Annotated in this window: 23 protein-coding genes; 19 read left to right on the top strand and 4 right to left on the bottom strand. The window is 38.1% G+C overall.

All coding sequences use genetic code 11. The features are described 5' to 3' along the window. Window positions 1-340: 340 nt before the first annotated feature. Together CEF17_RS08700 and CEF17_RS08695 are read left to right on the top strand one after the other, a co-directional pair. The gene (locus tag CEF17_RS08700) at window positions 341-541 is read left to right on the top strand and encodes a hypothetical protein (RefSeq protein ID WP_100399186.1); all 201 of its coding nucleotides are present in this window, start codon (window positions 341-343) and stop codon (window positions 539-541) included. After that, window positions 534-1,436 (top strand): macrolide 2'-phosphotransferase, encoded by a 903-nt coding sequence (locus tag CEF17_RS08695; RefSeq protein ID WP_100399185.1) that lies wholly within the window; start codon window positions 534-536, stop codon window positions 1,434-1,436. Before CEF17_RS08700 ends, CEF17_RS08695 begins: the two co-directional genes overlap by 8 nt. A 424-nt stretch (window positions 1,437-1,860) precedes the next feature. On the opposite strand, the gene CEF17_RS08690 is transcribed toward CEF17_RS08695, so the two are convergent. Continuing rightward, complete coding sequence (locus CEF17_RS08690; RefSeq protein WP_100400858.1) at window positions 1,861-2,400, bottom strand: helix-turn-helix domain-containing protein; 540 nt, start codon at window positions 2,398-2,400, stop codon at window positions 1,861-1,863. Between the two features lie 221 nt (window positions 2,401-2,621). Here CEF17_RS08690 and CEF17_RS08685 point away from each other — a divergent pair, with 221 nt between their 5' ends. From CEF17_RS08685 to CEF17_RS08670, 4 genes are all read left to right on the top strand, one after another. Continuing rightward, on the top strand, window positions 2,622-3,413 hold the full coding sequence (locus tag CEF17_RS08685; RefSeq protein ID WP_100399184.1) for a DODA-type extradiol aromatic ring-opening family dioxygenase: 792 nt from the start codon (window positions 2,622-2,624) through the stop codon (window positions 3,411-3,413). Between the two features lie 369 nt (window positions 3,414-3,782). Next, window positions 3,783-4,199 (top strand): DoxX family protein, encoded by a 417-nt coding sequence (locus tag CEF17_RS08680; protein ID WP_100399183.1) that lies wholly within the window; start codon window positions 3,783-3,785, stop codon window positions 4,197-4,199. Between the two features lie 457 nt (window positions 4,200-4,656). After that, window positions 4,657-5,031 carry a hypothetical protein gene (locus tag CEF17_RS08675; RefSeq protein ID WP_100399182.1) on the top strand — a complete coding sequence of 125 codons (375 nt, stop codon included), beginning with the start codon at window positions 4,657-4,659 and terminating at the stop codon, window positions 5,029-5,031. A gap of 47 nt (window positions 5,032-5,078) precedes the next feature. Beyond that, window positions 5,079-6,296 (top strand): MFS transporter, encoded by a 1,218-nt coding sequence (locus tag CEF17_RS08670; RefSeq protein WP_100399181.1) that lies wholly within the window; start codon window positions 5,079-5,081, stop codon window positions 6,294-6,296. 97 nt (window positions 6,297-6,393) lie between these two features. Here the strand turns inward: CEF17_RS08670 and gdhA are convergent, their stop codons facing one another. Then, window positions 6,394-7,776 (bottom strand): NADP-specific glutamate dehydrogenase, encoded by a 1,383-nt coding sequence (gene gdhA, locus CEF17_RS08665; RefSeq protein ID WP_100399180.1) that lies wholly within the window; start codon window positions 7,774-7,776, stop codon window positions 6,394-6,396. A gap of 1,478 nt (window positions 7,777-9,254) precedes the next feature. On the opposite strand from gdhA, the gene CEF17_RS08655 reads away from it, so the two are divergent. The 8 genes from CEF17_RS08655 to CEF17_RS08620 all read left to right on the top strand — a co-directional run bounded on the left by CEF17_RS08655 (window position 9,255) and on the right by CEF17_RS08620 (window position 17,328). Continuing rightward, window positions 9,255-10,157: an ABC transporter ATP-binding protein gene (locus CEF17_RS08655; RefSeq protein ID WP_100399178.1), complete on the top strand. Its 903-nt coding sequence runs from the start codon at window positions 9,255-9,257 to the stop codon at window positions 10,155-10,157. Continuing rightward, a complete protein-coding gene (locus tag CEF17_RS08650; RefSeq protein ID WP_100399177.1) occupies window positions 10,150-11,400 on the top strand; it encodes an ABC transporter permease in 1,251 nt (416 codons plus the stop codon). The genes CEF17_RS08655 and CEF17_RS08650 overlap by 8 nt, the downstream gene beginning before the upstream one ends. An 844-nt stretch (window positions 11,401-12,244) precedes the next feature. Beyond that, the gene (locus CEF17_RS08645) at window positions 12,245-13,192 is read left to right on the top strand and encodes an ABC transporter ATP-binding protein (RefSeq protein WP_100399176.1); all 948 of its coding nucleotides are present in this window, start codon (window positions 12,245-12,247) and stop codon (window positions 13,190-13,192) included. 23 nt (window positions 13,193-13,215) lie between these two features. Beyond that, the gene (locus CEF17_RS08640; RefSeq protein WP_232725471.1) at window positions 13,216-13,926 is read left to right on the top strand and encodes an ABC transporter permease; all 711 of its coding nucleotides are present in this window, start codon (window positions 13,216-13,218) and stop codon (window positions 13,924-13,926) included. Further along, entirely contained in the window at window positions 13,923-14,609 is a 687-nt protein-coding gene (locus tag CEF17_RS08635; RefSeq protein ID WP_100399174.1) for an ABC transporter permease, read from the top strand. The genes CEF17_RS08640 and CEF17_RS08635 overlap by 4 nt, the downstream gene beginning before the upstream one ends. Window positions 14,610-14,658: 49 nt before the next feature. Then, window positions 14,659-15,765 carry a sensor histidine kinase gene (locus tag CEF17_RS08630; protein WP_232725470.1) on the top strand — a complete coding sequence of 369 codons (1,107 nt, stop codon included), beginning with the start codon at window positions 14,659-14,661 and terminating at the stop codon, window positions 15,763-15,765. An 18-nt stretch (window positions 15,766-15,783) separates the two neighbouring features. Next, the gene (locus CEF17_RS08625; protein ID WP_100399173.1) at window positions 15,784-16,392 is read left to right on the top strand and encodes a response regulator; all 609 of its coding nucleotides are present in this window, start codon (window positions 15,784-15,786) and stop codon (window positions 16,390-16,392) included. Between the two features lie 216 nt (window positions 16,393-16,608). After that, window positions 16,609-17,328, top strand: a complete 720-nt coding sequence (locus tag CEF17_RS08620; protein WP_100399172.1) for a polysaccharide deacetylase family protein — start codon at window positions 16,609-16,611, stop codon at window positions 17,326-17,328. A gap of 266 nt (window positions 17,329-17,594) precedes the next feature. Here the strand turns inward: CEF17_RS08620 and CEF17_RS08615 are convergent, their stop codons facing one another. Further along, window positions 17,595-18,596, bottom strand: coding sequence for a tRNA dihydrouridine synthase (locus tag CEF17_RS08615; RefSeq protein ID WP_100400856.1), 1,002 nt, complete (start codon window positions 18,594-18,596; stop codon window positions 17,595-17,597). Window positions 18,597-19,024: 428 nt separating this feature from the next. Here CEF17_RS08615 and CEF17_RS08610 point away from each other — a divergent pair, with 428 nt between their 5' ends. Both CEF17_RS08610 and CEF17_RS08605 read left to right on the top strand, forming a co-directional pair. Beyond that, entirely contained in the window at window positions 19,025-19,645 is a 621-nt protein-coding gene (locus CEF17_RS08610; RefSeq protein WP_100399171.1) for an RsiV family protein, read from the top strand. 498 nt (window positions 19,646-20,143) lie between these two features. Then, window positions 20,144-21,277 (top strand): D-alanyl-D-alanine carboxypeptidase family protein, encoded by a 1,134-nt coding sequence (locus CEF17_RS08605; RefSeq protein ID WP_100399170.1) that lies wholly within the window; start codon window positions 20,144-20,146, stop codon window positions 21,275-21,277. Between the two features lie 185 nt (window positions 21,278-21,462). Here the strand turns inward: CEF17_RS08605 and CEF17_RS08600 are convergent, their stop codons facing one another. Next, window positions 21,463-21,675 (bottom strand): hypothetical protein, encoded by a 213-nt coding sequence (locus CEF17_RS08600; protein ID WP_054637443.1) that lies wholly within the window; start codon window positions 21,673-21,675, stop codon window positions 21,463-21,465. 339 nt (window positions 21,676-22,014) lie between these two features. Here CEF17_RS08600 and CEF17_RS08595 point away from each other — a divergent pair, with 339 nt between their 5' ends. From CEF17_RS08595 to CEF17_RS08585, 3 genes are all read left to right on the top strand, one after another. Then, window positions 22,015-22,590 (top strand): TetR/AcrR family transcriptional regulator, encoded by a 576-nt coding sequence (locus tag CEF17_RS08595; protein WP_100399169.1) that lies wholly within the window; start codon window positions 22,015-22,017, stop codon window positions 22,588-22,590. A gap of 382 nt (window positions 22,591-22,972) precedes the next feature. Next, entirely contained in the window at window positions 22,973-23,557 is a 585-nt protein-coding gene (locus tag CEF17_RS08590; protein ID WP_232725567.1) for a rhomboid family intramembrane serine protease, read from the top strand. Window positions 23,558-23,583: 26 nt separating this feature from the next. After that, entirely contained in the window at window positions 23,584-24,531 is a 948-nt protein-coding gene (locus CEF17_RS08585; protein ID WP_100399167.1) for an SDR family NAD(P)-dependent oxidoreductase, read from the top strand. The last annotated feature ends 93 nt before the right edge of the window (window positions 24,532-24,624 follow it).

The following is a 24,624-nucleotide window of genomic DNA, read 5'->3' as shown; positions in this document are numbered from 1 at the left end:
AATTTGGTTCCGTGCTTTGAACAAGTAATTTCATACGTTCAAAGGCTCTGCTTGTGTATGCAGAGTAAACGGGATCAGTCTATCCTTTTTTAATAATCTTCATTTTGCATAGGGATATGTTATATGCAGAAAGGCGGACCGTTCTGCCTTTCTTTTTTATGCTAAAGTATATTTTAATGAAGGCAGGCGGCCATATTTATTTCCTTCTTATCCTAAAAAGATAGGTTTATTGGGCCAGGCGATTATACGACTGTCCACATTTGTAGATGCTCTATTCGTTTACTCTAAATCACAGGCAGCTGGCCTGTGATTTTTTATTTGGAAAAACGGGTGGTAACGAATGATGGAACAATTATGTATAGAATTATTAAAAATTGAAGCATCGTATTTAGATAAGGTGACCCTGGATATAAATCATTTATCAGTGCACCAGTTTGATGAGCCGGAAGACCGGATGTTTGTTGAGCGTGTCGCTGACGTTGTTTATGGTATCGAAGAGCAACAGTTAAAAATAGAAGGCAGAGGTGTTCATAATGAATAAAATAAAAGAAATTACAGAGAGTGCAAAGAGAAACGGAATTATCATTGAGGAAGATTCCGTTAAAATCAACGAGTCCGGCCTGGACTTTCAAGTCGTTCATGCAACTGACCAGAAAGGTGACCGATGGATACTCAGATTACCAAGAAGAGATGATTCAATGGCAAAAACAGAAGTGGAAAAACAAGTGCTGGATATTGTGAGTCGCATTGTTTCATTTGAAGTTCCTGTATGGTCTGTGTATACGGAGGCAATGATTGCATATAAACAATTATCAGGTATCCCAGCAGGGACAGTTGATCCGAAAATACAAAACTATGTGTGGGAGTTCGATGAACACAATGTTCCGGAAAACTACATTAACTCGCTTGGGAGGGTGTTAGCTGAACTGCACCAGGTTCCAACAGAGTCCATCCACGTCCAGGGATTGACGGTACAATCTGTGGATGAAGCGAGGGATGCCATGATAAAACGAATGATGAAAGTGAAAGAAAAGTATGGCGTTTGCGATGAGTTATGGAAAAGGTGGCAGGCATGGGTGACCAATGATAAGATGTGGCCGCAGCAAACTGGGCTTCTTCATGGTGATGTGCATGCTGGTCATACTTTGATCAATGAGCAAGCAGCAGTGACTGGGTTGATTGATTGGACAGAAGCGGCGATTACAGATGTGTCCAAAGATTTTGTCGGTCCTTATATGACGCACGGAGAACAAGCGTTACAACAAATCATAGAGGCTTATAAAAAAGCAGGCGGAATCACATGGCCGCTCATGAAAGAGCATATCATTGAGTACGAGGCAACTTCAGCAATCGATCTGGCTGAGTTTGCCGAATCCTCTGGTTCAAAAGAGTATGAACAGATGGCTAAAGAAAGTTTAGGTGTCAATAAAAAGTAAAAATGGTGAATGAATCAGAGTATTTTAAAATGAGTTGCAGGTAAATGCTTAACAGCGGATTTCTCAGTGAAAAGGTTGTAAGGAAATAGGCGATGAATACTTCAAAAAACACCTTTAGAACTGATTATTTTCTCTCTCAAAAATCTTTGAAACCAAATTGAGCAAATAGAAAAGCGAATAGATAAAGGTATGGAGCAATAAATATGTCTTCATACCTTTATTTATGCTCTGTTACGCTTCTTCACTAGAATAATCAACACTTATCTTGGAATAGACTTTTTTATTATAGGACAGAGCACTTCTGAAGCTTATAACCTGTTTCCTAAAGATAAAGTTATGACACGAAAGGTACTTTCTACCTTATATCTCGTGTAGATGTAAGGGTCATTATTGTACGAAAAAAAGGCAACAATTTAAAAGGCATTTACAAAATATCATTTAACTCCGTATCTGAATATATGGAGACTAACACCACGGCTTTTTTATCTCCAACATTTTTTACAAAGTGGGGAACACTTGCATTCCAACTGAATGAATCTCCCGCTTCTGCAATGACAGTATCTTCCCCTTGTTCAGCGAGGATTTTTCCTTCTAATACAAAATGGCATTCTTCCCCTTCATGGGCATGAGGTTCTCCTATCGTCGCTCCTGGTGGTAGTTCAACTATCAACATTTTCAGGCCTCCTTTTGAGGATAAATGCTCAACGTTTAATCCATTAAAAGTTGATTTGGTTCTTGAATTTTTACGAACTACACGCATGTGCTGTTCTTTCTCCAATAGGAGGTAAGGCATAGGCACTCCAAGATAGGTGGAAATCATACTTAATGTACTAATTGAAGGGGAGGTATTATTGTTTTCAACATTACTAATGAATCCTTTTGAAAGGCCGGTCCCTTCGCTCATTTGCGCGATGGTCATTTTTTTTCTATTACGGATTGCACGAATTTTAGTTCCAATTTCCAGCGTAATCACCTCTAATGTTTACTTATAAAAAACTTATTTACATAATAACAAACAAATCTATAGACAATCTACTGGTTTGATTGTTATCTTATAAATAAAAATTATTCATAATAAGAAACAAATGGTTCTGCTTCTTGCTGTTTATGCATTTTTCTTGAGAATATTTTCTTCGAGAAGAGCTGAAAAGAAAGTAAATCACAATTAGTGAGGAGGAATAGAACATGCTACCATCATTATTTGTTGCACACGGAGCGCCTATTTTAGCCATTGAGGATAATGATTACACCCAATTTTTAGAGCAAATAGGAAGAAAATACCCCAAGCCAAAAGCAATAGTGGTGTTTTCAGCACACTGGGAATCACGTACTCAAAAAGTAAGCAAGGTAGATGAATTTGAAACCATTTATGATTTCGGTGCTTTTCCTGAGGAGCTGTATCGGATCAAGTATCCGGCTAGAGGAGATCATTCCATTACAAAGGAAATAGAAAAGTGCTTTTTGTCACGGAATATTCCTTATGAGCTAGATACAAAACGTGGGTTGGATCATGGAGCTTGGGTCATTCTTAAAATAATGTATCCAAATGCCGATATCCCGGTGATTTCAATGTCTGTAGACACAAACCTTACACCTATGGAACAGTATGAAATCGGAAAGTCTCTATTAGATATAAGGAAACAGGATGTTTTGATCGTTGCAAGTGGGGGATTGGTTCATAATTTAGGAGCAGTAAGAATGGGGAGTGATGATGGAACAATAGATCAATGGGCGTGCGAATTTGATACATGGTTAGAACATCAAATAACGACCTGGGAGGTAGAGACTCTTTTCAACTATCATTTATTAGCTCCATATGCTGAACTTGCCGTACCACCTTATGGCAGGGAACACTTTATTCCATTATTTTATGCCATGGGTGCAGCAGACGATGAACAGAGTGCAACATTATTACATCGAAGCTACCGGTACGGAAACCTTAGTCATACTGTTTGGCAATTTGGTGATAAAAAGTGAGTTTATTTTACTTGTCTGGAGAGGAGTGGATAGATTTTTATGTTACTATCTTTAATTCGTGATATTTGAATATTACATTTGATCCCAAAGGAGGTGACATAATCAAGTAAAAAAAGGAACGGATATATATCCATCCTATTACAGCTCTAGTAGGATATACAAGAAAAGTAAGATATCCTATGTGTGGGTATTTCGGTGGGTTAATAAAACAGGAACCTTTCATTTTTTAGAAAAGAGGAGTAGTAAATAGTTACTTTTTTAAAGAAACTTACAAAAATAAAGTTAAATATCTTGAAATAAAGATATTCAAAATGATACTATTCGAAATAGAGATATGTAAAAAAATATTTTTTAAAAAGGAGAAAAGCAATGTCAAATAAACATGAAATTGGGAGTCTACTGCTACGAGTAACGTTAGGAATTATTTTTTTAGCCCATGGTCTTGATAAATTTCAAGGTGGGATTGAAAATACAGCTGGTTGGTTTGATAGCATTGGCATTCCAGGATTTTTAGCGTACGTGGTCGCTCTCGTGGAGCTTGTTGGAGGAATTGCTTTAATTCTAGGCTTTGGCACTCGAATCGCGTCTCTTTTATTAGGTCTTATCATGATAGGAGCCATTGTGACCGTTCAACTGCCAGCCGGCTTTTTGGGTGGATATGCTTATGACCTTGTATTACTTATTATTGCGGTTCATCTTTTCTTAAATGGAAGTAAATTATTGTCTTTAAACAAAGTCCTATTTAGAGGGAAAGAGGACAAAAGCACGGTAGCGAAATCAGCTTAATTATCTTGGAATCAAGATAATTAAAATGCAGAGGATGGTCATTCTTTATTAAGACTCCAGAATTCTGAAAGATAAGGAAGGACATGCAAAAGAGAGGGGAGGGTATCCCCCTTTTTGTTGTGTTCTTATGCTATGGCCAATCCCAGGGGAGAAGTAGTCTGTGTACCCAACTGGAACGTCACTAGCGTTTACATTTAAAGAAGAACCGAGAGCAGCAGATGCAATCGGTTAATAAGAATTTATTATCAAATCGAACTGTACAACCGACTAGTCGTGTTTTTGCAAACGGACATTTAAGATCTCTTTCTCCCACAACTAATTCTTAGGGGGGAAGAAAAATTAATTCTCAGAAATTTGTGCTAAAATTAAGAGAACCCTAGTGACTGCCTAGGGTTTTCTTTATTACCACTACCTGAAACATAATAATACTTGTCAGATCAAATTAGGAAGATTTACTTTGAAGGTGACATACTTAATTGTTTCTTTCATAATAATTAATGGTCTTTTAATAGGGTGCAGTGATCAAAGGTCGGTAGAGTTTGTAGGAGAAGGGAACAACTTGGAGGGAAAATACACTGCTCACATTCAGGGAGAAAATCAAGAAGATATTGATTACATAATAAGATATATTGGTTCTAATTCTCCTCCAGATACTATTAATTACAAAATTGATAGTTTAGAAGTAACTGGTGCTACTTTAAACGAAAATGCCTATGTGGAGCATACTAACAATCGTTGTAGTGGGTGTGCTATTACCAATGAGAATAATGAATTAGAAGTAACCATTAAGTGGGAAGAAGAATCAGAGTCTTTTTATCTAACAAGTAATTAATAAACTTATTTGTCAAATTAAATGTTTAAAGTTAAGAGGTTATACACATGGAAACATCTAAACCAAAGTTATGGAGTAAAGATTTTATCCTCATGTCATTGATCACTTTTTTCATTGCACTCACTTATTTTTTAACAATAACAACCATAGCTGGGTACGCAATGGAGGGTTTTAATGCCACTGAAGGAATAGCTGGACTTGCCGCAAGTGTTTTTGTTATTGGCGTTCTTACTTTTCGTATCCTGACAGGAAAATACATTGACATCATCGGCAGGAAGAAGCTGCTTTTTATCGCATTAATTTTAGCTTTTTTTTGTACACTCCTTTATTTTCTAGCGGGGCACTTAAATCTTTTATTATTCATTCGCTTTCTGCATGGTGCAGTCGTTGGCATCGTGCTGACCGTGATGCAAATCGCGGTAATCGATATCATCCCTGTTAAACGCCAAGGGGAGGGAATTAGTTATTACACTCTAAGTTTTATTCTAGCAACAGCTATTGGACCTTTTCTGGGCCTTCTAATGATTCAGTTAGCAAGTATTAACATGATTTTTATCACTTGTACGATTTTGACGGGGATTGGTATTTTGTTAACTTTGTTTATCACATTACCTAAAGTAGTGATCAAAAAAGAACAACTCGAAGAATTAAAAGGGTTTCATTTTAGTCAGTTCTTTGAAAAAAAAGCAATTTCTATGTCCTTAATTATGACTGTTTTAGCTTTATGTTTCTCTGGTATTATTACATTCCTTGCTTCTTATTCAATGGAAATTAATTTAACCTATGTTGCGAGCTTCTTTTTTGTTATCTATTCTGTCTGTATCTTCATTTCCAGACCAATCACTGGCAGAATACTTGATACAAAAGGAGATAATATTGTAATGTACCCAGCGTTTATTCTTTTTGCGGCTAGCTTTATGGTTCTCGGTCAAGCAAATCAAGGTTTTACTTTAATACTAGCCAGTATATTAGCGGGGCTCGGATATGGAAACCTTCAATCTTCTATTCAAGCGATCGCAGTTAAAAAAGCCCCGCCGCACCGAGCGGGACTTGCAGCTTCCACTTACTTTATCTTTAATGACATAGGAATAGGAATTGGACCGTTTATTCTTGGCTTTTTTATTCCACTTATCGGGTACCAAAACTTGTATTTCTCATTATCCATAACAGTTATTGTTTGTGCGTTTGCCTATTATGTTATCCACGGAAAACAACATGCAGTAAAACTAAAAGAGCCTCATACCTCTCACCATACTGGAGCATAAATAGATTGTTTGAACCGTTCTTTCCTTCCAACTTTCTCAAATTGAAAACAAAAAAACACATACATCCTACTCAGTGAGCAGAATGTATGTGTTTTTTTTATATGACTCCTTGAGTAATCATAGCATCAGCAACTTTTTTAAACCCTGCTATGTTTGCTCCAACAACCAGGTTGCCGGCGTCACCATATTGTTCAGATGCTTCCATTGAAGTACTGTAAATATCTTTCATAATCTCTTTCAACTTAGCGTCTACTTCTTCAAATGTCCAGGAAATCCGGCCGCTGTTTTGAGCCATCTCTAATGCAGAAACGGCTACACCTCCGGCATTAACTGCTTTTGCTGGGCCAAATAATACATCATTATTTAGAAATACATCAACCGCTTCAAGGGTAGACGGCATATTTGCTCCTTCACCGACGGCAATTACCCCGTTACTAACCAGAATTTTAGCTGAGGTATCATCTATTTCATTTTGGGTCGCACATGGCAAAGCAATATCACATGGGATCGTCCAAACGCCGTTACAGCCTTCATAAAATTCAGCTTGAGGGTTTTCGTTCAAGTATTCATTGATTCTTTTGCTTTCTTGTTCTTTCAGTCTTTTAACGAGATCAAGGTTTATACCGTTTTTGTCATAAATATAACCGCTTGAATCACTGCACGCTACTACTTTTGCTCCTAATTCTTGAGCTTTTTCCATTGCATAAATAGAAACATTTCCTGATCCGGATACAACTACGGTTTTGTCTTTTAGAGAAAGTCCTTTATCTTTTAGCATTTCATCTACAAAGTAAACCGTTCCGTACCCTGTTGCCTCTTTTCTAGCTAAGCTTCCACCATATTCAAAGCCTTTACCAGTTAGGACACCTGCCTCGTATGCACCACGAAGCTTCTTATACTGACCAAACATATAGCCGATTTCACGAGCACCTACGCCAATATCTCCGGCAGGAACATCGGTGTCTGGTCCAATATGCTTGGATAATTCAGTCATGAAGCTTTGAGTAAAACGCATGATTTCTGTATCGGATTTTCCCTTAGGGTCAAAATCCGATCCACCCTTTCCTCCACCAATGGGCTGTCCAGTCAGGGAGTTCTTAAAGATTTGCTCAAACCCAAGGAATTTAATAATACTTGCAGAGACGGAAGGGTGAAAGCGGAGTCCGCCTTTATACGGTCCGAGCGCACTGTTAAACTGGACACGAAACCCACGATTAACCTTTACGTTACCCTCATCATCCATCCATGGAACACTAAAAGTAATCAATCTTTCGGGTTCAATCATCCGCTCAAGCACATTGTTTTTCCGGTAGATAGGATTCTCTGCTAAAAAAGGAACGAGAGAGTCAAAAATTTCTTTCACGGCCTGGTGAAATTCTTGCTCATTTGGATTCCGTCTTCTCATTATTTCAAAAACATCATCTACATACTGCTTTGTGATTTCTAACTCATCTTGTTTTACTGCTTGAAAAGTAGTCAATCGTAACGCCCCTTTGAATACATAAATATTTTAGTAAGATTTTCTAACGTGCAATTTGGTGATGCCTTATATTAACTGTAAGAAAATTTAACAATCCTATTTTTAATCTTATGTTTAAAAAGATAAGGGAACAATATAAAAATTAGATTAATTATATGCCGAAAATGCATGAATGGTTAGCTGAATTGCAATAAGTCATGCAGACCCATCCAAAACTTACACTGTGTGCACCTTAGAAACAGTTTTTATAGGCATTCTAACCCCATCTTAAGGCTTTTATTGAATTTCCTAAACGCGCTAAACATGATCACCTTCAAGAAATAAAAGGAAATTAAAGAAGAGATTAACTTGGGTAAGAGGAGGGGGAATGGAGATATCCTTCCTTTTTGCGGTAGAGACATCTAATAAATCGTCAGAAAAATTTAAAAGCATTCAGAAAAATATTCACAACTGGTTGTTTGGAAGAATTTCTTACATACACCTTGGAATATTTGGAGTTAGCGCAAAAATGTGCTTTGAGGGAGAGTCTTTAATACTGTCTTCTTTTTGAGGACCTTGTTACATATTCTTTTTCTGATGTTAATTTTTAAATGCTTTGTATCCAGATTACCGTAGCTTAATTCCCATGGTGGGTTTTCCTTCTCAATGTGGTTGTAAGTTCTCTCGTATTTATTCCTATTTCGGTTCTTTATAATAACCTTATTAAAGGAAGAACATACTCTAAACAGTGGAAATAACTTAAATATTAAAAAAATTTGCGGGCATATCATATTCTATTCGTATCATATTTACATTCCTTTCAGCTATGTAAAATCTTACGCTGCCTAAATGGCGAGTTTAATATAAAAAGTAAAAATAGGTCAATTTATTCTTCCCGTTCTAACCTTTACCATGAGTAAAGTAAGTTGAAAAAAAGCTTTTTTTATTAATTTTTATTGCTAATCAATTTCTTAGAAAACCTAGAAAAGGATAGGGAGTAGACGTTCTCTCATAGTTGATTAAAGGTGAAACGTGTTTGCTTATTATCATATTTAATTCTCCAGTGAAACGTAAGGGTAGAAATAACCGTATGTATGTCAGTCCCCGATTTCCTTAATAAGGTCGATCCCCCTAGCTATTACTTATCATCCTGGTTTTGTTATTTTGTTATGACACTGTTTAAGGAAAAAAAGTGTGGTGGTGCAATCATATTTTCTTCTATTAAATGAAAAGAATTATACCGTATAGAAATTGTTTTTCAAGAAGGGGGAGTAGAATAATAATTTACCCAAGGTAGAAAAAATACTTTTTCTTTCTTCACCTAAGTGTTATGGTGTTTATATAAACATATACAAATGGGAGCAGGTGTACTAAGTAAGTGATACTAGTTGGGATAATGGAAGATGCTCATTCCTGGATTCCTTTTTCTTGCTCTTTGAAGAAGTAAGAAAGGAAAAAATGCACCTGGGGAAATATGTGACTAAGGAAGTGGATGAAACATGACACTTGAAATAAGAGGTATTAAGAAAAAGTTTGATAATACTTACGCTGTTAACGATATTTCTCTTACAGTTGGAAAGGGAGAGATGTTTGGAATGCTTGGCGCAAATGGGGCAGGAAAAACAACCACCTTTCGAATGATCCTCGGGCTCCTTGACCCTACTGAAGGAGACGTTACCTGGGAAGGAAAGCGAATAACCTACAAAAGAACCCATTTAGTAGGGTACTTGCCGGAGGAACGTGGTCTCTTTCCAAAACTGACAGTAAAAGAACAATTGTTATATTTAATGAGCTTAAAAGGAATGAAAAAGAAAGAAATCATAAAAGAACTGCGTCTTTGGCTTGAACGTTTTCAAGTTCAGGAATATGAAAATAGAAAAATAGAAGAATTGTCAAAAGGCAACCAACAGAAAATACAGTTCATATCTGCCGTGTTACATAAACCAGAACTGCTTATTTTGGACGAACCATTTAGTGGCCTTGACCCTGTTAATTCGGAAATGCTGAAAGAAGCGGTACTCGACCTTCACGGTGAGGGCACGACAATTGTTTTTTCTAGTCATCAAATGAGCAATGTAGAAGAACTTTGCGAAGATCTTATTATGCTAAAACGAGGGAAGCCTGTTTTACAAGGAAGATTAAAAGATATAAAACGATCCTTTGGTTTGAAAAGTATAAGTATTCATGCTGACTATGACTTAGGTTTTTTGAAGTCACTGCCAGGAATCTTATCGGTAAAGAAAACAACAGACGGAGCTAAAGTAAAAGTAGCAAACGAGGAAGTTGAAAAAGATGTGTTTCGTGTGATATTTGAGAAGGGTTTTGTACGGAAGTTTGAAATAGAAGAACCATCATTGCATGACATTTTCATCTCTAAAGTAGGAGGTGATAAAGATGAATAACTTTTGGGTCACAATTAAACATACGGCAAGAAATAGGCTTAAATCAAAAGCTTTTGTTTGGTCGACAATCCTCATTTCACTGATTGTAATAGGTTTAATGAATGTTGAAAACCTTGTAACTGCCTTTGGTGGAGATGCGGAAACAGATACCTCTACTGTGGCAGTGATAAGCGAAACTGAGAACGAAGAGGTAGCTGAATTGCTCACGTCTTTAGATAGTGGAGAGTTAACTTATTTGAATTATGCGGACGAAGATACAGATTCGGCCATACAGGCGGCAGAAAATGATGAGATTGATTATGTCTTAGAATTATCAGGGGCCATTCAACAGCTAGAAGCAGAGTTTTTTAGAACTGGATCTGATTTTATGTTAGGTCAACAGGTTCAAATGGATGTTCAACGAGTAAAAGAAACGGTTGTAACAAATGAATTAGGGTTAGATGAAGAAGAACTTTCCATGATTTACAATCCCATTTCTTTTCAAGAATCCTCGTTAGGTGAAAATGATGCGGTACAAACAGAGGAAACCCATATGCAATCCTATTGGATGGTTTATGGCCTTGTTTTTGTTATTTATATGATTATCATCTTATTTGGTTCAATCATTGCTACAGAGGTAGCCACCGAGAAGTCTTCGAGGGTGATGGAACTCATTGTATCTAGTGTGAACCCAGTTACACAAATGTTTGGCAAAATAATCGGGATCGGAATCGCAGGATTTGTTAATATCCTGACTATAGTTATGGCTGCATTTATTGGGTATCTCATTAGTGGGGCAACGTTTTTGGAAATGCTTGGAGGGGAAGAGATTCAATTTTCCTTAGTAGGATTTGCCGTTTTACTTATCGTTTTAGGATATTTATTATACGGAGGCATTGCTGCGATGCTTGGTGCGTTAGTCAGTCGGGCTGAAGAGGTAAACCAGGCTTTACAACCGTTAATCTATCTGGCTATGATCTCATTTTTCCTTGCTATATTTGGCCTGAACGTTCCGGATGCCCTATTTGTAACAATCTTATCCTATATTCCTTTTTTCACTCCGCAATTATTATTCCTGAGAATGGGAATGACAACTATCCCAGTATGGGAAATTATTGTTATTTTTATGATATTAGTTATTAGTGTCATTTTAGTCAACCTGCTAGCTGCGAGAATTTATAAGGGTGGAGTACTAATGTACGGGAAATTTTCCTTTAAAGGAGGCATGAAGCAAGCTCTCCGCTTAGGGAGAAAAGAAAGGTAATGAATTTAGAGGTTTTCTTTATGAAAGTATAATGATGGATTAGATTACCCTGGTCTAAAATCGAAACTTATTTGTTTTGGAACAATTTTCACATTGCCTGATAAATACTTACATTCTATCAAAGGGACAAATGAAGTGGTCTTTCCCACTACACTAAATAATTTTGGTAGGAATATGTATTCGCTTGTTCTTTAATGTTCCCATATTAAAATAGGGTATTGATTATAAGAGTGTCAACAGACAAGATCTATGTATTTCACAGGAGGGGATTCATACCCCCTCCATTATTATAACTGTTAGTATAAGAAATCAGAGGATGTTTAAAAACACATGTTTTTTTTATGTGTTTTTTTGGATGATTCTTATATATCAATAAATTTATCTCCTCATAGTCCTTTCTGTATTGCCTGTTTAAAAAAAACCTTCGATAATATTATTCTTCTAAATATAGTGTGGAACACCTTCCTTCTTCATCCCAATGGCACAAGAAGCGTACAGTAATTCAAAAAAAGTTACTACAAATGTCCTTAACTCTTTTTATCTTTTTAAGATTCAATATTAAATTGGTAGTTGGAAACAAAGGAGTGAAAGAAATAGTACGTGTTGTACCTGTGAGGTGCTGAATTGTAAATTTCCGTTTTGGTCCTACCAATACACTTCTTATCCAAAGAATGCTCGGCTATGTTTTCTTTGCTTAATAACCTATTACTACAGTGTAGGAAGCTATAAAACCTAAGCTTCACCAAGCTCCTATCTTTCAAACATTACATTTGTAACTACTCATTATAATCGCCTTTCTTTAAGATAAAAATATCAATCATATACTATCTGGGAGGGTAAGTTGATGGGAATCGTCAATATGGAAAACATAGTGAAGCGGTATGGTTCACATTTAGCGTTGGATTATGTGGACCTTGAAATTGCTGAAGGTGAGATTTTAGGGTTGTTGGGCCCTAATGGAGCTGGAAAAACCACGTTGATACATGCCCTGGCTGGAATTATAAAGATAGATTCTGGTGACATTCGCGTGTTCAACAAGGAACAGAAGGCTAATTTACTCGATATCAAGCGTGAAATTGGACTGGTAACACAGGAGATATCCGTATTTACCGATTTAACGGCACAGGAAAACCTGGAGTTTTTCGGTGGAATTTACGGTTTGAAAGGACAGGAATTAAAAAAACGTGTGGAAGAAACGCTTAAATTTGTTGGGCTTATAGACCATGCCAATAAGCTTCCGGATAAATTTTCCGGCGGTATGAAGCGAAGGCTCAACATTGCCTGTGCTCTTGTTCACGAGCCGAAATTTCTGATTATGGATGAACTGACTGTAGGGATAGATCCACAATCTCGAAACCATATCCTCGAGACTATCCGTGAATTGAACCATCGGGGGACAACCATCCTTTATACTACCCATTATATGGAGGAAATTCAGAATCTTGCCTCACGGGTCGTGATCATGGACCAGGGTCATATTATTACCCAGGGTACAATCGATGAGCTGGTTGAAAAAATTCACCATGAAGAAAAAATCAAACTTCAGGTAGCTGAGCCAGATGATGAGCTTTTAGAAAAGCTGCGAAAACTCGATGGGGTGAAACAAGTATCGAAAACAGGGAAGGAGATTCAGATCATCTCCCAGGCAGGGGCCGGGACCCTCGATAGAGCGCTTACTGTTGCAAAAAAGTTTGGCGGAATCCATTCTGTAACAGCGGATAAGCCTACACTCGAAGATGTATTTTTAACTTTAACAGGAAAGCAGCTCCGGGACGGAGGGAATGAAAAGTGATTATCTTAAGATCCAGCTATTTTATGTTCCGCAGGATGTTAAGGAACTATGTTGGTTTTGCTATTTTACTATTAACTCCTATCGCGCTAATAACATTGCTCGGCTTTTTAGCTGACGATGCGGTGAATGAGCAGCTTGGAATATTAGTAAAGGCAGAAGTTGCCTTTACGATTATATTTGCCTTCCAGCTATTTGGCGGTTTTTATACGATGGAATATATAAAAGAGGATCTCCTGTCCTCATCAAGATGGAGAATGTATTCTTTGCCAATTGAAATACAGTGGCATGCAGTATCCATCTTGTTGACGAGTACAATTTTTAATATCCTTCAAGGTTACGTCATTATTTTGTACACCCAGTTTATGTACAGTATTGATTGGGGCAATCATTTCTTTATCTTATTAACATTGACAGCGGTTGCACTTTTCTCCCAACTTGTCTTTTTGAACCTTGTATTAGGCATTAAGAAATACAAAACGGCGGATAGATTAGGGACAACATACGGTATTGCTGTTTTGGTGGTGGCAGGGGTATGGTTCCCATTGCCAGATAACCTGGTATTCAACTTTCTGTCTACCTATGGCAACCCCCTTTCCCTTGGAGAAAACATGGCGTATGCCAGCATGGCAGGAGGAAACCTGGAAAAAGGAATCATTAGCATTGGAATCTTGCTTGTTTCTTCTATCATTCTCTTGATTACATCTTCTTATCTAGGAAAACGGAGGCTTTTATGACTATCTTTACCTTTGTTTTTAAACGTTTTTTCCGCAAGAGATCAAATTTGCTTTTCCTGCTTATCCTGCCGGTTGGAGTGATGTTTCTTCCTGAGGGGGAATGGCCTCCCATTCCACTTGGCTTTCAATACTATGGCATTTTGCTTATGTTTATTGCTGCTAAACTTGCTGGTATCATCATGCAAGACCGTTACGACAAAGCATTGCTTCGCCTAAGTATTGCACCGATAACTCATTTTCAATACTTGCTGCAAAACCTGTTAGCTTATTTTCTCATTCTGACCTTGGTAAACATTGCTGCTGTTTTAACAGGTGTGATTGTGCATGGGAATAATATTCCATCACCAGTCCTTCTGTTTATAATCTACTCATTTTTTACACTGACAGCTTTAGGGTTTGCTTTAGCATGGATTTCACTTTTCCATAACAAGGAAACTGCATTTGCTGTGGTTAGTGGTGTGATTGTCCTTATGGCCATGACTGGGGGAGTCATGTGGCCGGTGGAACTAATGCCTGAAGTTCTCCAGCGCGTGGTCATGGTGATTCCAACATACTGGTTAGCGGAAGCGATGCGGGTGGTTTCCTTTGATGTGCCAGTGGAAGAACTGGCTGTGCCTTTAGTAATGATGCTGTTGTTCAGTGCAGCATTTTTGCTTTTAGGAAGCAGAAGAAGGATTTCCTGAGACATTTGGTATAATAGATGGCAGAAACTAGAGGAAAGTGTGTGCGAGAATGATGGATCTTAAGGAGAAATGGACTTCAGGAGCAGTTGTACTTATTTGCCGAAGCCTGGGGTTACTACTGCTTTTCCTGCTATGGCTCAGAAGTGATGGCAGTGAAGCTGGTATAATCCTTCTAGTGTTTCTTGCAGTCATGTCCATAGCCCGCTGGAGGTTCAATGTGCCAGAATCGGCGGTCCTCGTTGACCAGGCAGCCTGCTTCGTTGCATTTATCTTTTGGCCTCCGGCTGTTTTCTTACTGGCTCTGCCGCTGTTCGAAGCTTTTTTAGCCAGATGTTTATGGTGTAGTATTCCCGTAATTATATTCGTCTTTGTTTTTCCAGAAGCAGTGACTTTATCATTGATTACTGTATTCATTCAAGCAGGGGTGACTGGGGCTATTATCGGCGGCTGGAGGGAAGAGACAAAGAAATACCAGCGGGAAGCAGACCGGCAGCGAAAGGATCGGTACGAACTGGAGAACTTAAAAGAAGAGCTTCTTGCAGCGAATGTACAAGGAGTGCGGATGGCAGAGCTTAGTGAACGGAATCGAATTGCCCAGCAGCTTCACGATGAGGTTGGTCATGAACTCACCGCATCAGTTTTGGCTTTGCAGGCTTTTGAACAGCTCTGGAAAGAAGGGGACCCCGCCTCAGAGGAAATGTTCGCCCAGGCGCAGCAACGAATCAATAACAGTGCCTTCCATCTGAGGGAAACAGTACATAACATGAAGCCTGTCAAAGAACTAGGTATAGATGGGTTGGAGGAGATCTGCCGCCGGTTTGAGTTATGTGCTGTCCGTTTGCACGTTTATGGGGATACTTCCACTGTGCCTTCACATTTATGGACTGTTCTTTACCCGTGCTTAAAGGAGGGGCTGACCAATATTTTCCGCCATGCGGTTAACCCAACGAAGGTCGAGGTGACGTTGGACATCAGCCCATACATCGTGAGGATGTCCGTCTATAATGATGGGGTGGTAGATGGAAAGGGGAAAAGGTTTGACGGAGTCGGCCTGAGAAACCTCCGCCAAAGAGCAAAAGCTGTTGGCGGCAGTATCACTACAGATGCCGGCGATGGATTCCGGTTGATATGTGTACTTCCTTTAGATAGAAAATAGACGGAGGAGGACCAGGACTTGAAAATAATAATTGCAGATGACGATCCGCTTGTGTGCAAGAGCTTGAAGGTGCTTCTTTCTCGCGAAAAAGATATGGTGGTTCATGGTACTGCAGGCAACGGTGCTGAAGCGATCAGCTTATGCCGTGAGGACCTGCCCGATATTGTGCTGATGGATATCCAGATGCCAGTTATGGACGGCATTCAAGCCACCCGGCAGATAAAGGAAAATTGGCCGCAAGTTCGTGTCATGATGCTGACAACCTTTAAAGATGAAAAAAATATCGGGCTCGCCATTTCTGCTGGAGCAGAGGGGTATGTGATCAAATCAACCTCTGTATCAAGCATGGCACAGCAGCTTCGCGCCCTAATGTCCGGTTCCACAATTTTAGGTGCGGATGTGCTGAAACAGCTCACCCAACCGGCAGAAAGAGAAGGGTTGGAGCAGTTGACTCCACGTGAAAAGGACATTGTTGTACTGGTTGCCCAGGGCCTCGCCAACAAGGAAATAGCGGAACAGCTGTTTATTGGGGAAGGGACAGTCAGAAACACTTTGTCGATAATACTGGAAAAGTTAGAGCTCCGCGATCGGACCCAGCTGGCGATTTACTATTGGAAAAAGACATAGGTGGGAAGGGAGCAAAGGAGAAAGCAGAAATCAGATACTGGAGATTGCCCAGCTGGTTCCTCAGGTGAGAGCTGATAATACGTATGAAGGATGGTAATAATAAGCTGCTACATCGGATGTGTTAATTTAAAAGAGCTAGAGTTAAGAAAGACAGCATACCTTTTTTGAAAAGGAAACATTGTATTAAGTGGAATATCGTTTAATTATGGGGGACAAATGAAAAAAATAATAAAAATCAGCAGCTTTATCATCATATTATCGATTGCTGTCAGTTATTTAATAAATGAATTATCTCAATCAAGATCGTTCCAATTCTTTGGTGGTTTAGTTACTAGTGTAGAAACAGACGAGAAAGTCGTAGCCTTAACTTTTGATGATGGGCCTGGGGTAAATACTCATGAAATCTTAGATATACTAGGAAAGCATAATGTTAAAGGTACTTTCTACTTAACTGGTTATGAAATTGAAAAATATTTTGAAGATGCGAGTAAAATCGTGCAAGAAGGACATGAAATTGGAAATCACTCTTATTCCCATCAAAGAATGGTTTTTAAATCTCCATCATTTATTAAAGCTGAAATAGATAAAACGGATGAGCTAATACGACAAATCGGTTATGAGGGAGAAATCACTTTCCGTCCACCTTTTGGGAGAAGGTTAGTTTTGTTGCCGTATTATCTATCCAAGCAAGATAGAAATACGATTTATATGAATATCGAGCCTGATTCTTATCCCGAAATTGCTAATGATGCAAATAAAATTGTAAACCATGTTGGAGAGAATATAGAACCTGGCTCAATCATTCTATTGCATGTCATGTATGAAAGTAGAAGAGAATCTCTCAATTCAGTAGAAGGTATTATTACTTCGTTAAGAGAGGAAGGGTATAAATTTGTAACAATCTCGGAACTGTTAAAATATGAAGTTCAAGAATGATATTGTAAAAATCCTCAATGGATGCGTTCCTCTCATGAGCAGGAACGTTTTTCTTTTTCTAAATGAACAAATACAATATGCAAGATTAAAATATAGGCACTCTACAACAAAATGGGAGTTGAAAGTGACTCCTAACTAGATTACTTATCCTATTTTAACGCCTCATTTTGAAACATTAGATTGGCAGTGAAATCAAGTTGCCTCCCCGTATTAAGATAATAAAAGAGAGGAAGCATTAGCTCTCCTCTCTCTTTTTTAGTGTCTAATTAAGAAACAGAAAATCCTTTCTGCTCTTTCACTCCATCTTTCTCTTTATTAAATTCATCAAGTATGGCGCGCACTTCATCAGTGGAGTTCGTCTCCATCAACCGATTTCTCAACTCACTCGCACCTCTGAAACCACGAACATAAATCTTGAAGAAGCGGCGGAGTGGTTTGAAAATCCGTGGTTCGAGTTCTTCGGAATATTTATCATGAAGATCGAGCTGCAGTCTCAATAGATCGAGTAGTTCGTCACTGGAATGCTCTCTTTTTTCTGTTTCAAAGGCAAATGGATTGTGGAAGATGCCCCGTCCGATCATAACGCCATCGACGCCGTATTTTTCTACAAGTTCTAATCCTTTTTGTCGGTCAGGAATATCTCCGTTGATCGTTAGTAACGTATCCGGCGCTACTTTATCACGAAGTTGCTTGATCTCGGGAATCAACTCCCAATGGGCATCAACATTACTCATTTCCTTTTTCGTACGGAGGTGGATGGACAGATTGGTAATGTCCTGCTCCAAGATATGCTTCAGCCAGTCGTGCCATTCATCAACTTCCGTATATCCAAGACGGGTCTTTACACTGACGGGTAGGCCGCCTGCTTTTGCAGCTTGGATGATTTCTGCTGCCAGCTCTGGGCGTCGGATCAGTCCACATCCTTTCCCTTTCGTTGCGACGTTTTGCGCCGGACACCCCATATTGATATCTACGCCACGAAAGTTCATTTCAGCCATTTTGATACTCATTTCTCGGAACTTTTCAGGCTTGTCTCCCCAAATATGAGCAACAATTGGCTGTTCGTCTTCTGTGAACGTCAGACGCCCTCGCACACTGTCAATTCCATCCGGGTGGCAGAAGCTTTCTGTGTTTGTAAACTCTGTAAAAAACACGTCAGGTCTAGCGGCTTCACTGACAACATGACGGAACACGACGTTCGTCACCGCTTCCATCGGTGCCAATACAAAAAATGGACGAGGCAACTCATGCCAAAAATTTTCTTTTATCATCTATCTGAACCCTTTCTCAAAGGAAACTGTGTTCCTGAAAATAAAAGTTGGAAATATTGAGCTTATTCATTATTAATGACAGTCCTTCACTGTATATATACTTTAATAGCATTAATCAAAAAGTTCAAGTGTATAACTCATCCATAACTTTATTAAAGTGCTACCCCTCTAAGATCGCTCCACAGTACAACGATAGTAGGCAAGATAAAAGATTTTCAACAATCGGGCGGAAATATGGAATGAAGAGTAAATAAAGTAGCGAACTCTTGGTTTTAAAAGGGATCGGTTTACACCGACGAAAAAAATATAAAAGATGATTCATGAGCTTTTAAAAACAAATTTACCCCATAGTAAATAAGGAAATGAAATATCTTCTCATGTCCCTGAATACCTTTAAAAGAATTCATGTACAATGAGGTGATTTGATGAATTCCTTTCCTGTTCCTCCTATAGTGGTCACCGTATCGTGGAACTTTCCCTTGTCTGTGGTTTATTTTCCTCAATTGTTTGGCGTCCCTTCATTCTTTACCCAACAAACAATGAACCGAAAGATTACGAGCAAAGTAGCAGAGCTTCTTCAAAGCTTCGCTGAACTAGGTTACCTTCATTGGGGAAAAACATCGGTAAATGGCTACTTTGAAATAAAAAATGTGCAAAGAAATGTTTTGAGTCTTACTCTTGGTAGTGAAGCCATGATGCCTGGTATGGCACATCCTGCAAGTGCATTTTCTTCTCTCACCTTTGATTTACAGACAGGAGAAGAATACGAACTGAAGGATCTGTTTTTACCAGGGAGTCCGTACACTGAACGACTGTCCTTGTTAGTTAATGAGCAGATAGAAGAGCTTCAAATACCGGTCTTTGAAACTCCTGTAACAGTGAGTGAAAACCAGGACTTTTATATCGCTGATAAATCCCTTGTCATCTTTTTTCAGAGGTATTCAATCAGCCCTGGTTATGCAGGCTATCCAATGTTTCCCATTCCTATTTACAAGCTTGACGATATCATAAATAAAGAAGGTCCTTTAGCAAGGATGAGAGGATAGAAGCAAAAGTATTGAGACGAAAGTTTGTGGAAATAATACATTAGTAATACTAGATAATAGTAATTAGCAATGGCTGCTTTCGTTCGTGGAAGCAGCTAGTTTAGTAGACAAAAGGGGTTGCGAAGTGACGTTTTTATGCCTGGGTGGAAAAGCGTAAGTAAAAACATCATTTAAATCGTGAGTGATGTAAAAGTTGTTAGGTCATGTTTATTGCTCTTTTACTTTTTATATAAAAGTGTAAAATGTTATTTGACATGGTTCTGCAAATTTTATCACGTTGAAAGAATTATTTTAAAGACAATCAAAAATTCATGTATGCCCTATTGGTTTTCGTTCTTCACAGTTTTTTCATACTTTTAATTTATTAATAGTATGAGAAGGTTTTGTTTTATTGAGCTTTATAGAAAAAATTCTCACGCCTGTAAAACAATTATCTGTATAGGGTCCATCATATTTACTTTTATCTCAAAACAAAAAAGAGAAGGAGACATCACGCGCATGTTAGCAAGAATTCTAGTCGGAATCTTATTTTTAATCACACTATCAACTTCTTTATCATTTCAATCCTTCGCTCAGGAAGATCTTACGCTTCACAGTGAAGCTGCTCTGTTAATGGATGGTAAAACAGGCCAGGTATTATACGAAGAGCAAGGACATAATCAAATGTATCCTGCTTCTATTACAAAAATAGTTACGGGAATCATGGCACTGGAAATGGCAGACCCCGAAGAAACGGTTACCATTAGTAAGGAATCCACTGAGGTGGAAGGAACAAGTGTTTATCTTCTAGAAGACGAGGAAGTTTCCTTGCAGCGATTGGTTCAAGGGTTAATGATTAATTCAGGTAACGACGCGGGTCATGCAATTGCAGAACATATTGCAGACAGTGAAGAAGAATTTTCAAAGAAAATGAATGAGTTTGTAAGGAAAAAGACAAATGTTGAAAACACTAACTTTACAAATCCCCACGGACTTTTTAATGAAAACCATTATACGACAGCCTATGATATGGCTGAAATCACAAGGTATGCTTTACGAAATGATGACTTTCGAGATATAGTTTCCACGAAAGAAATGGAATGGAACGGTGAAGGGTGGGAAACAGACATTTACAACCATAATCGCATGCTTTGGCGTTACGAGGGAGCGTTTGGCGTGAAGAATGGTTTTGTCCAAATGTCAGGGTTTACACTCGTAACAGCTGCCGAAAGAGACGGACATGAACTGATTGCTGTAGTGTTAAAGAGTGGAACGGCTGAGCAAAGTTATCAGGACACAGAAAAGTTATTAGATTATGGGTATGAGGCATATGACCAAGAAACACTACCTAAAGGAAAAGAGTTCTCCTCAGAGGAAGGTTCAACCTTTTATGTACCTCATGAAATAAAATTTTCCTTAGAAAAAGGAGCAGAACCAGAGTTCAATGTAGAGGATGAAGAGAAGGGGCTTCTGAAAATAAAAGAAGATAAAGATGAGATTCATGAAGTGTATTTGCCAAAGAAGAATAAAGAGTCTCTAAAAAAAGAAAAAGAGGGACTGGAGACTGAATCGGCTGAGAGAGAACTAAAATACAGTGACTGGGCAAAGTGGCCCAGTTCCAGCAAAGCAAGGGTAGGCTTAATGAGACCATAAGGACCTGATAAAAATTAAATCAACTATAAAAACACCTCCTCAATTTTTATGAGGAGGTGTTTTTATTACTGTGCTTGACTAAAAGGAAAGAAGGTGAGAACAAGTTTTGACAGAAACAAACACTCTATGAAAGAAGCCTAGAGAAAAAGGGATCAAACTCTGTTAAAAATTAGTTCCAATTGATGCTAATGGCCAATTTTATTTTTATCTTTATACACGCGGAAATGGACTGAATACACACCCTCTTCATCTTCTACTTTGTTAATATTTAACATTGTCACTCTATCCGTGTTTTCGCTTCTTTTCGTTTCTTCGATAAACTGGTCTATTGCTTTGCCATAATCTTCGTCATTCACTTTGATTACGTTTGTTTGATCTTGAAAACTCATAAACCTCATTTTTCTACCTCCTTTTTGGGAAGCTGTATTTGCATAAGTGACCTTTTTTCATATTTTATAATAGATTGGCAGAAAAATACATATTAAGCGCTTACATTATTTTAAAAAGAACTTTTTTCCTACATTATCTGTAGAGAACTAGAATATTGGAACCATTAGGTCTTGACCTAAGAAGATATTCTTTGGTTCGCTTTTCCAGGACTCACCACGTTGCGTATTCCCAGTTTGTCCATGTCTGTCCTTTTGCTAACGCTCCATGATACATGATAAAATTAAAATATAATAACCGATATATATTGAGTGATATTGATACTCTTTAAATAGGAGAGATGTACTGCCATGCCACCCAAGACGAAATTTACGAAGGAACAAATTAGTAATGCAGCATTTGAAATTGCAAAAAGTGAAGGAATTGACAGCATCACAATCCGGAAAGTAGCGGATCGTTTAGGGAGTTCCATTGCACCAATTTATGTGAATTTTAATGATGTTGATGAGCTTAAACAGGCCGTAGCAAATAAAGTTGTTCAACTGAGCCAACACATGATATATGAAGAAAATTCAGGGAATACCTTTCGGGATATAGGGGTTGCCAGTCTTCGTTTTGCTCAGGAATATCCAGTTCTGATCAGAGATTTTGTGATGAAACCAAACGATTATTTTCAGGATCATGAGAAAGAAATGGGTAGTGACCTTGTAGAACATATGAAAAAGGATGCAACGCTTGAAGGTTTTACAGATGATGAACTGATGACGATTTTATTTAAGATGAGGGCCTTTCAAATGGGACTTACGATCATGGTAGCCAATGGGCTGCTCCCAAAGGAATTTGATTTGGACAAAATGATTGCGATTTCAGACGATGTTGCTGAAGATGTGATGATTGCGACTCGAATGCGAAAGGAAAAAGAATAATTTGGAATTGTTAACTCGAACCAAGTGAAATATCAACTTCGCTCGGTTCGTTTTTTTTACGGTAAAGGTAAATTTATTACATGTATCAAACATTTGAAATGCTTTAAGAGGGTGACCAAAAAGTTATATCTTGGGTACCCTCTTTTTTGCTTTACGCAACGAATTTTTCATCTAACTCCCAGTTTTTTCTTTTACTATAACACCATTAAATGAAAACGGGTTTTCTAAAAGAAAAAGTTCTTAAAATGGTTTACAAAAACATAATTCGGCATATAAAATAATATATGATATATAACAATTGTTATTTATAAAAAAGAAGCGGGGAAGAGAGCCAACGAAGCCATAGATATAAAGGAAGGAAAAGGAGAGTAGACAATTGAAAATGATTCAAAGGTTGAAAAAGTCGCCTGTTACTTTGTTATTTTTTACGTTATCGTCGTTGATCTTCCTTGTTGCCCGTTTAAGTGACCCAGAACATATACGGTTTTTAGCATTAAACAATGAGGAGTTACCAGAAAGATGGTACACAATTCTTACCCATGGCATTGTACATGTAGAACCTTATCATTTTTTATTAAATATGGCAGTGTTGCTGTTAGTAGGGCCGTGGGTAGAACAATTACTAGGGAAGAACAGGTATTTTATATTGATTGTTTTATGTATTTTGGCAGGCGGATTATCCATTGTGTTATGGAGAGAAGCTGGTATTGGGTTTAGTGGGGCAGGATTTGGACTGCTATTCTATTATTATTTAGCATTCCCGAGGGATAAAGAGTTATTTTTTCAACTGCCGAATGTTGTATTGCCTATTATTTTATTTGGAGTTTCTGTTATAGCTATTGTCTTTGGTTTGTTTGGTTCTGTGGGTCATATCCCTCATTTAGCAGGTGGAATGGCAGGGGCAATATGCTTGTTCTTATTTAGGAGTAAACATGGCGATTGCCTGCATAAGAAAGAAAACAAGTAAAGCTATATTCGAGGAGGAATATAAAAATGAAAAACAAGACGGTAATCATTACTGGGGCGAATTCGGGAATTGGGAAGGAAGCCGCGTTACGATTTGCTAAAGAGGATTACAAGGTTATTATGGGTTGTCGGAACTTGGAAACTAGTAGAAAAGTGCAAAAAGAAATCATAGAAGCAACTGCCAATAATCACGTGGAACTGATGGAACTCGATACATCCTCATTCGAATCCATTCGTAAGTTTTGTTCAGCCTTTCAAAATCGCTATGAACAGCTGGACATTCTTATTCATAACGCAGCTTATTTTAACCACGGAGAACCATACCGAGAGAGTGCTGAGGGTATTGAGCTCACATTTGCCACCAATGTTTTTGGACCGTTTCTTATGACACACTTATTATTGGATCAATTGAGAAAGTCTGAAGATCCGAGAATCCTTCATGCAGGAAGCAATATCATTAAGCATTTCTTTGACACAAAACGTAAGATTGATTATTTGGACGGTAAGCACGAAGAAATCATTAAATCATTCAGTGTGTATAAAATGTATGCCGAATCGAAAATGGCACTCACTTTATTAACGTTTAAAATGGCTGAGAAGTTTGAACAAGACGGGATCAAAGTCAATGCCATACAAATCAATGGCGCGAAAATGTCTAAGGCAACGATTCAAAAATTCAAGCCTAAGTACAAAGTGATCGCCAGGGTTCAAAATTTATTTATCCCACCAGCTTCCTACATGGCTGATAAATATTTCAAGATTTGTACAGAGGAAGACTTTAAACATACAACCGGGAAACTATTCAACGATAAACTGGAAATCATGCAACCGTCACCGAAAGAATTTCCGGGTTTCATCAAGCAAATGAAACAAATTATTGGTACCAGTGTTTACCCTGCTTATGAAGAGAACACAAATGTTAGCCAGGAACTATGGGCCCTATGTATAGACAGTAGCCGCTCAAGAATCGGTTAATACTAGACTCAAGGTGATGGGTGTAGAACTTAAGTATTGATATGAAAGAACACAATCTTTACTTAAGGAAATTTCCAATTCGAAGGTAGTATA

The organism is Bacillus sp. FJAT-44742 (assembly GCF_002797315.1).
GTDB classification, from domain to species: Bacteria; Bacillota; Bacilli; order Bacillales; family Marinococcaceae; genus Thalassorhabdus; species Thalassorhabdus alkalitolerans.
Note: the sequence above shows the minus strand (reverse complement) of the source record. Positions and strands in the feature narration are given on the sequence as shown.

What these genes read in the sequence shown, in the direction of transcription:
- CEF17_RS08680 (WP_100399183.1), top strand. Translation starts at nt 3,783, where the DNA reads ATGTCAAATAAACATGAAATTGGGAGTCTACTGCTACGAGTAACGTTA.
- CEF17_RS08595 (WP_100399169.1), top strand. Translation starts at nt 22,015, where the DNA reads ATGCCACCCAAGACGAAATTTACGAAGGAACAAATTAGTAATGCAGCA.
- CEF17_RS08700 (WP_100399186.1), top strand. Translation starts at nt 341, where the DNA reads ATGATGGAACAATTATGTATAGAATTATTAAAAATTGAAGCATCGTAT.
- CEF17_RS08600 (WP_054637443.1), bottom strand. Translation starts at nt 21,675, where the DNA reads ATGAGGTTTATGAGTTTTCAAGATCAAACAAACGTAATCAAAGTGAAT.
- CEF17_RS08645 (WP_100399176.1), top strand. Translation starts at nt 12,245, where the DNA reads ATGGGAATCGTCAATATGGAAAACATAGTGAAGCGGTATGGTTCACAT.
- CEF17_RS08585 (WP_100399167.1), top strand. Translation starts at nt 23,584, where the DNA reads ATGAAAAACAAGACGGTAATCATTACTGGGGCGAATTCGGGAATTGGG.
- CEF17_RS08635 (WP_100399174.1), top strand. Translation starts at nt 13,923, where the DNA reads ATGACTATCTTTACCTTTGTTTTTAAACGTTTTTTCCGCAAGAGATCA.
- CEF17_RS08655 (WP_100399178.1), top strand. Translation starts at nt 9,255, where the DNA reads ATGACACTTGAAATAAGAGGTATTAAGAAAAAGTTTGATAATACTTAC.
- CEF17_RS08650 (WP_100399177.1), top strand. Translation starts at nt 10,150, where the DNA reads ATGAATAACTTTTGGGTCACAATTAAACATACGGCAAGAAATAGGCTT.
- CEF17_RS08590 (WP_232725567.1), top strand. Translation starts at nt 22,973, where the DNA reads ATGATTCAAAGGTTGAAAAAGTCGCCTGTTACTTTGTTATTTTTTACG.
- CEF17_RS08620 (WP_100399172.1), top strand. Translation starts at nt 16,609, where the DNA reads ATGAAAAAAATAATAAAAATCAGCAGCTTTATCATCATATTATCGATT.
- CEF17_RS08610 (WP_100399171.1), top strand. Translation starts at nt 19,025, where the DNA reads ATGAATTCCTTTCCTGTTCCTCCTATAGTGGTCACCGTATCGTGGAAC.
- CEF17_RS08685 (WP_100399184.1), top strand. Translation starts at nt 2,622, where the DNA reads ATGCTACCATCATTATTTGTTGCACACGGAGCGCCTATTTTAGCCATT.
- CEF17_RS08670 (WP_100399181.1), top strand. Translation starts at nt 5,079, where the DNA reads ATGGAAACATCTAAACCAAAGTTATGGAGTAAAGATTTTATCCTCATG.
- CEF17_RS08630 (WP_232725470.1), top strand. Translation starts at nt 14,659, where the DNA reads ATGATGGATCTTAAGGAGAAATGGACTTCAGGAGCAGTTGTACTTATT.
- CEF17_RS08695 (WP_100399185.1), top strand. Translation starts at nt 534, where the DNA reads ATGAATAAAATAAAAGAAATTACAGAGAGTGCAAAGAGAAACGGAATT.
- CEF17_RS08605 (WP_100399170.1), top strand. Translation starts at nt 20,144, where the DNA reads ATGTTAGCAAGAATTCTAGTCGGAATCTTATTTTTAATCACACTATCA.
- CEF17_RS08640 (WP_232725471.1), top strand. Translation starts at nt 13,216, where the DNA reads ATGTTCCGCAGGATGTTAAGGAACTATGTTGGTTTTGCTATTTTACTA.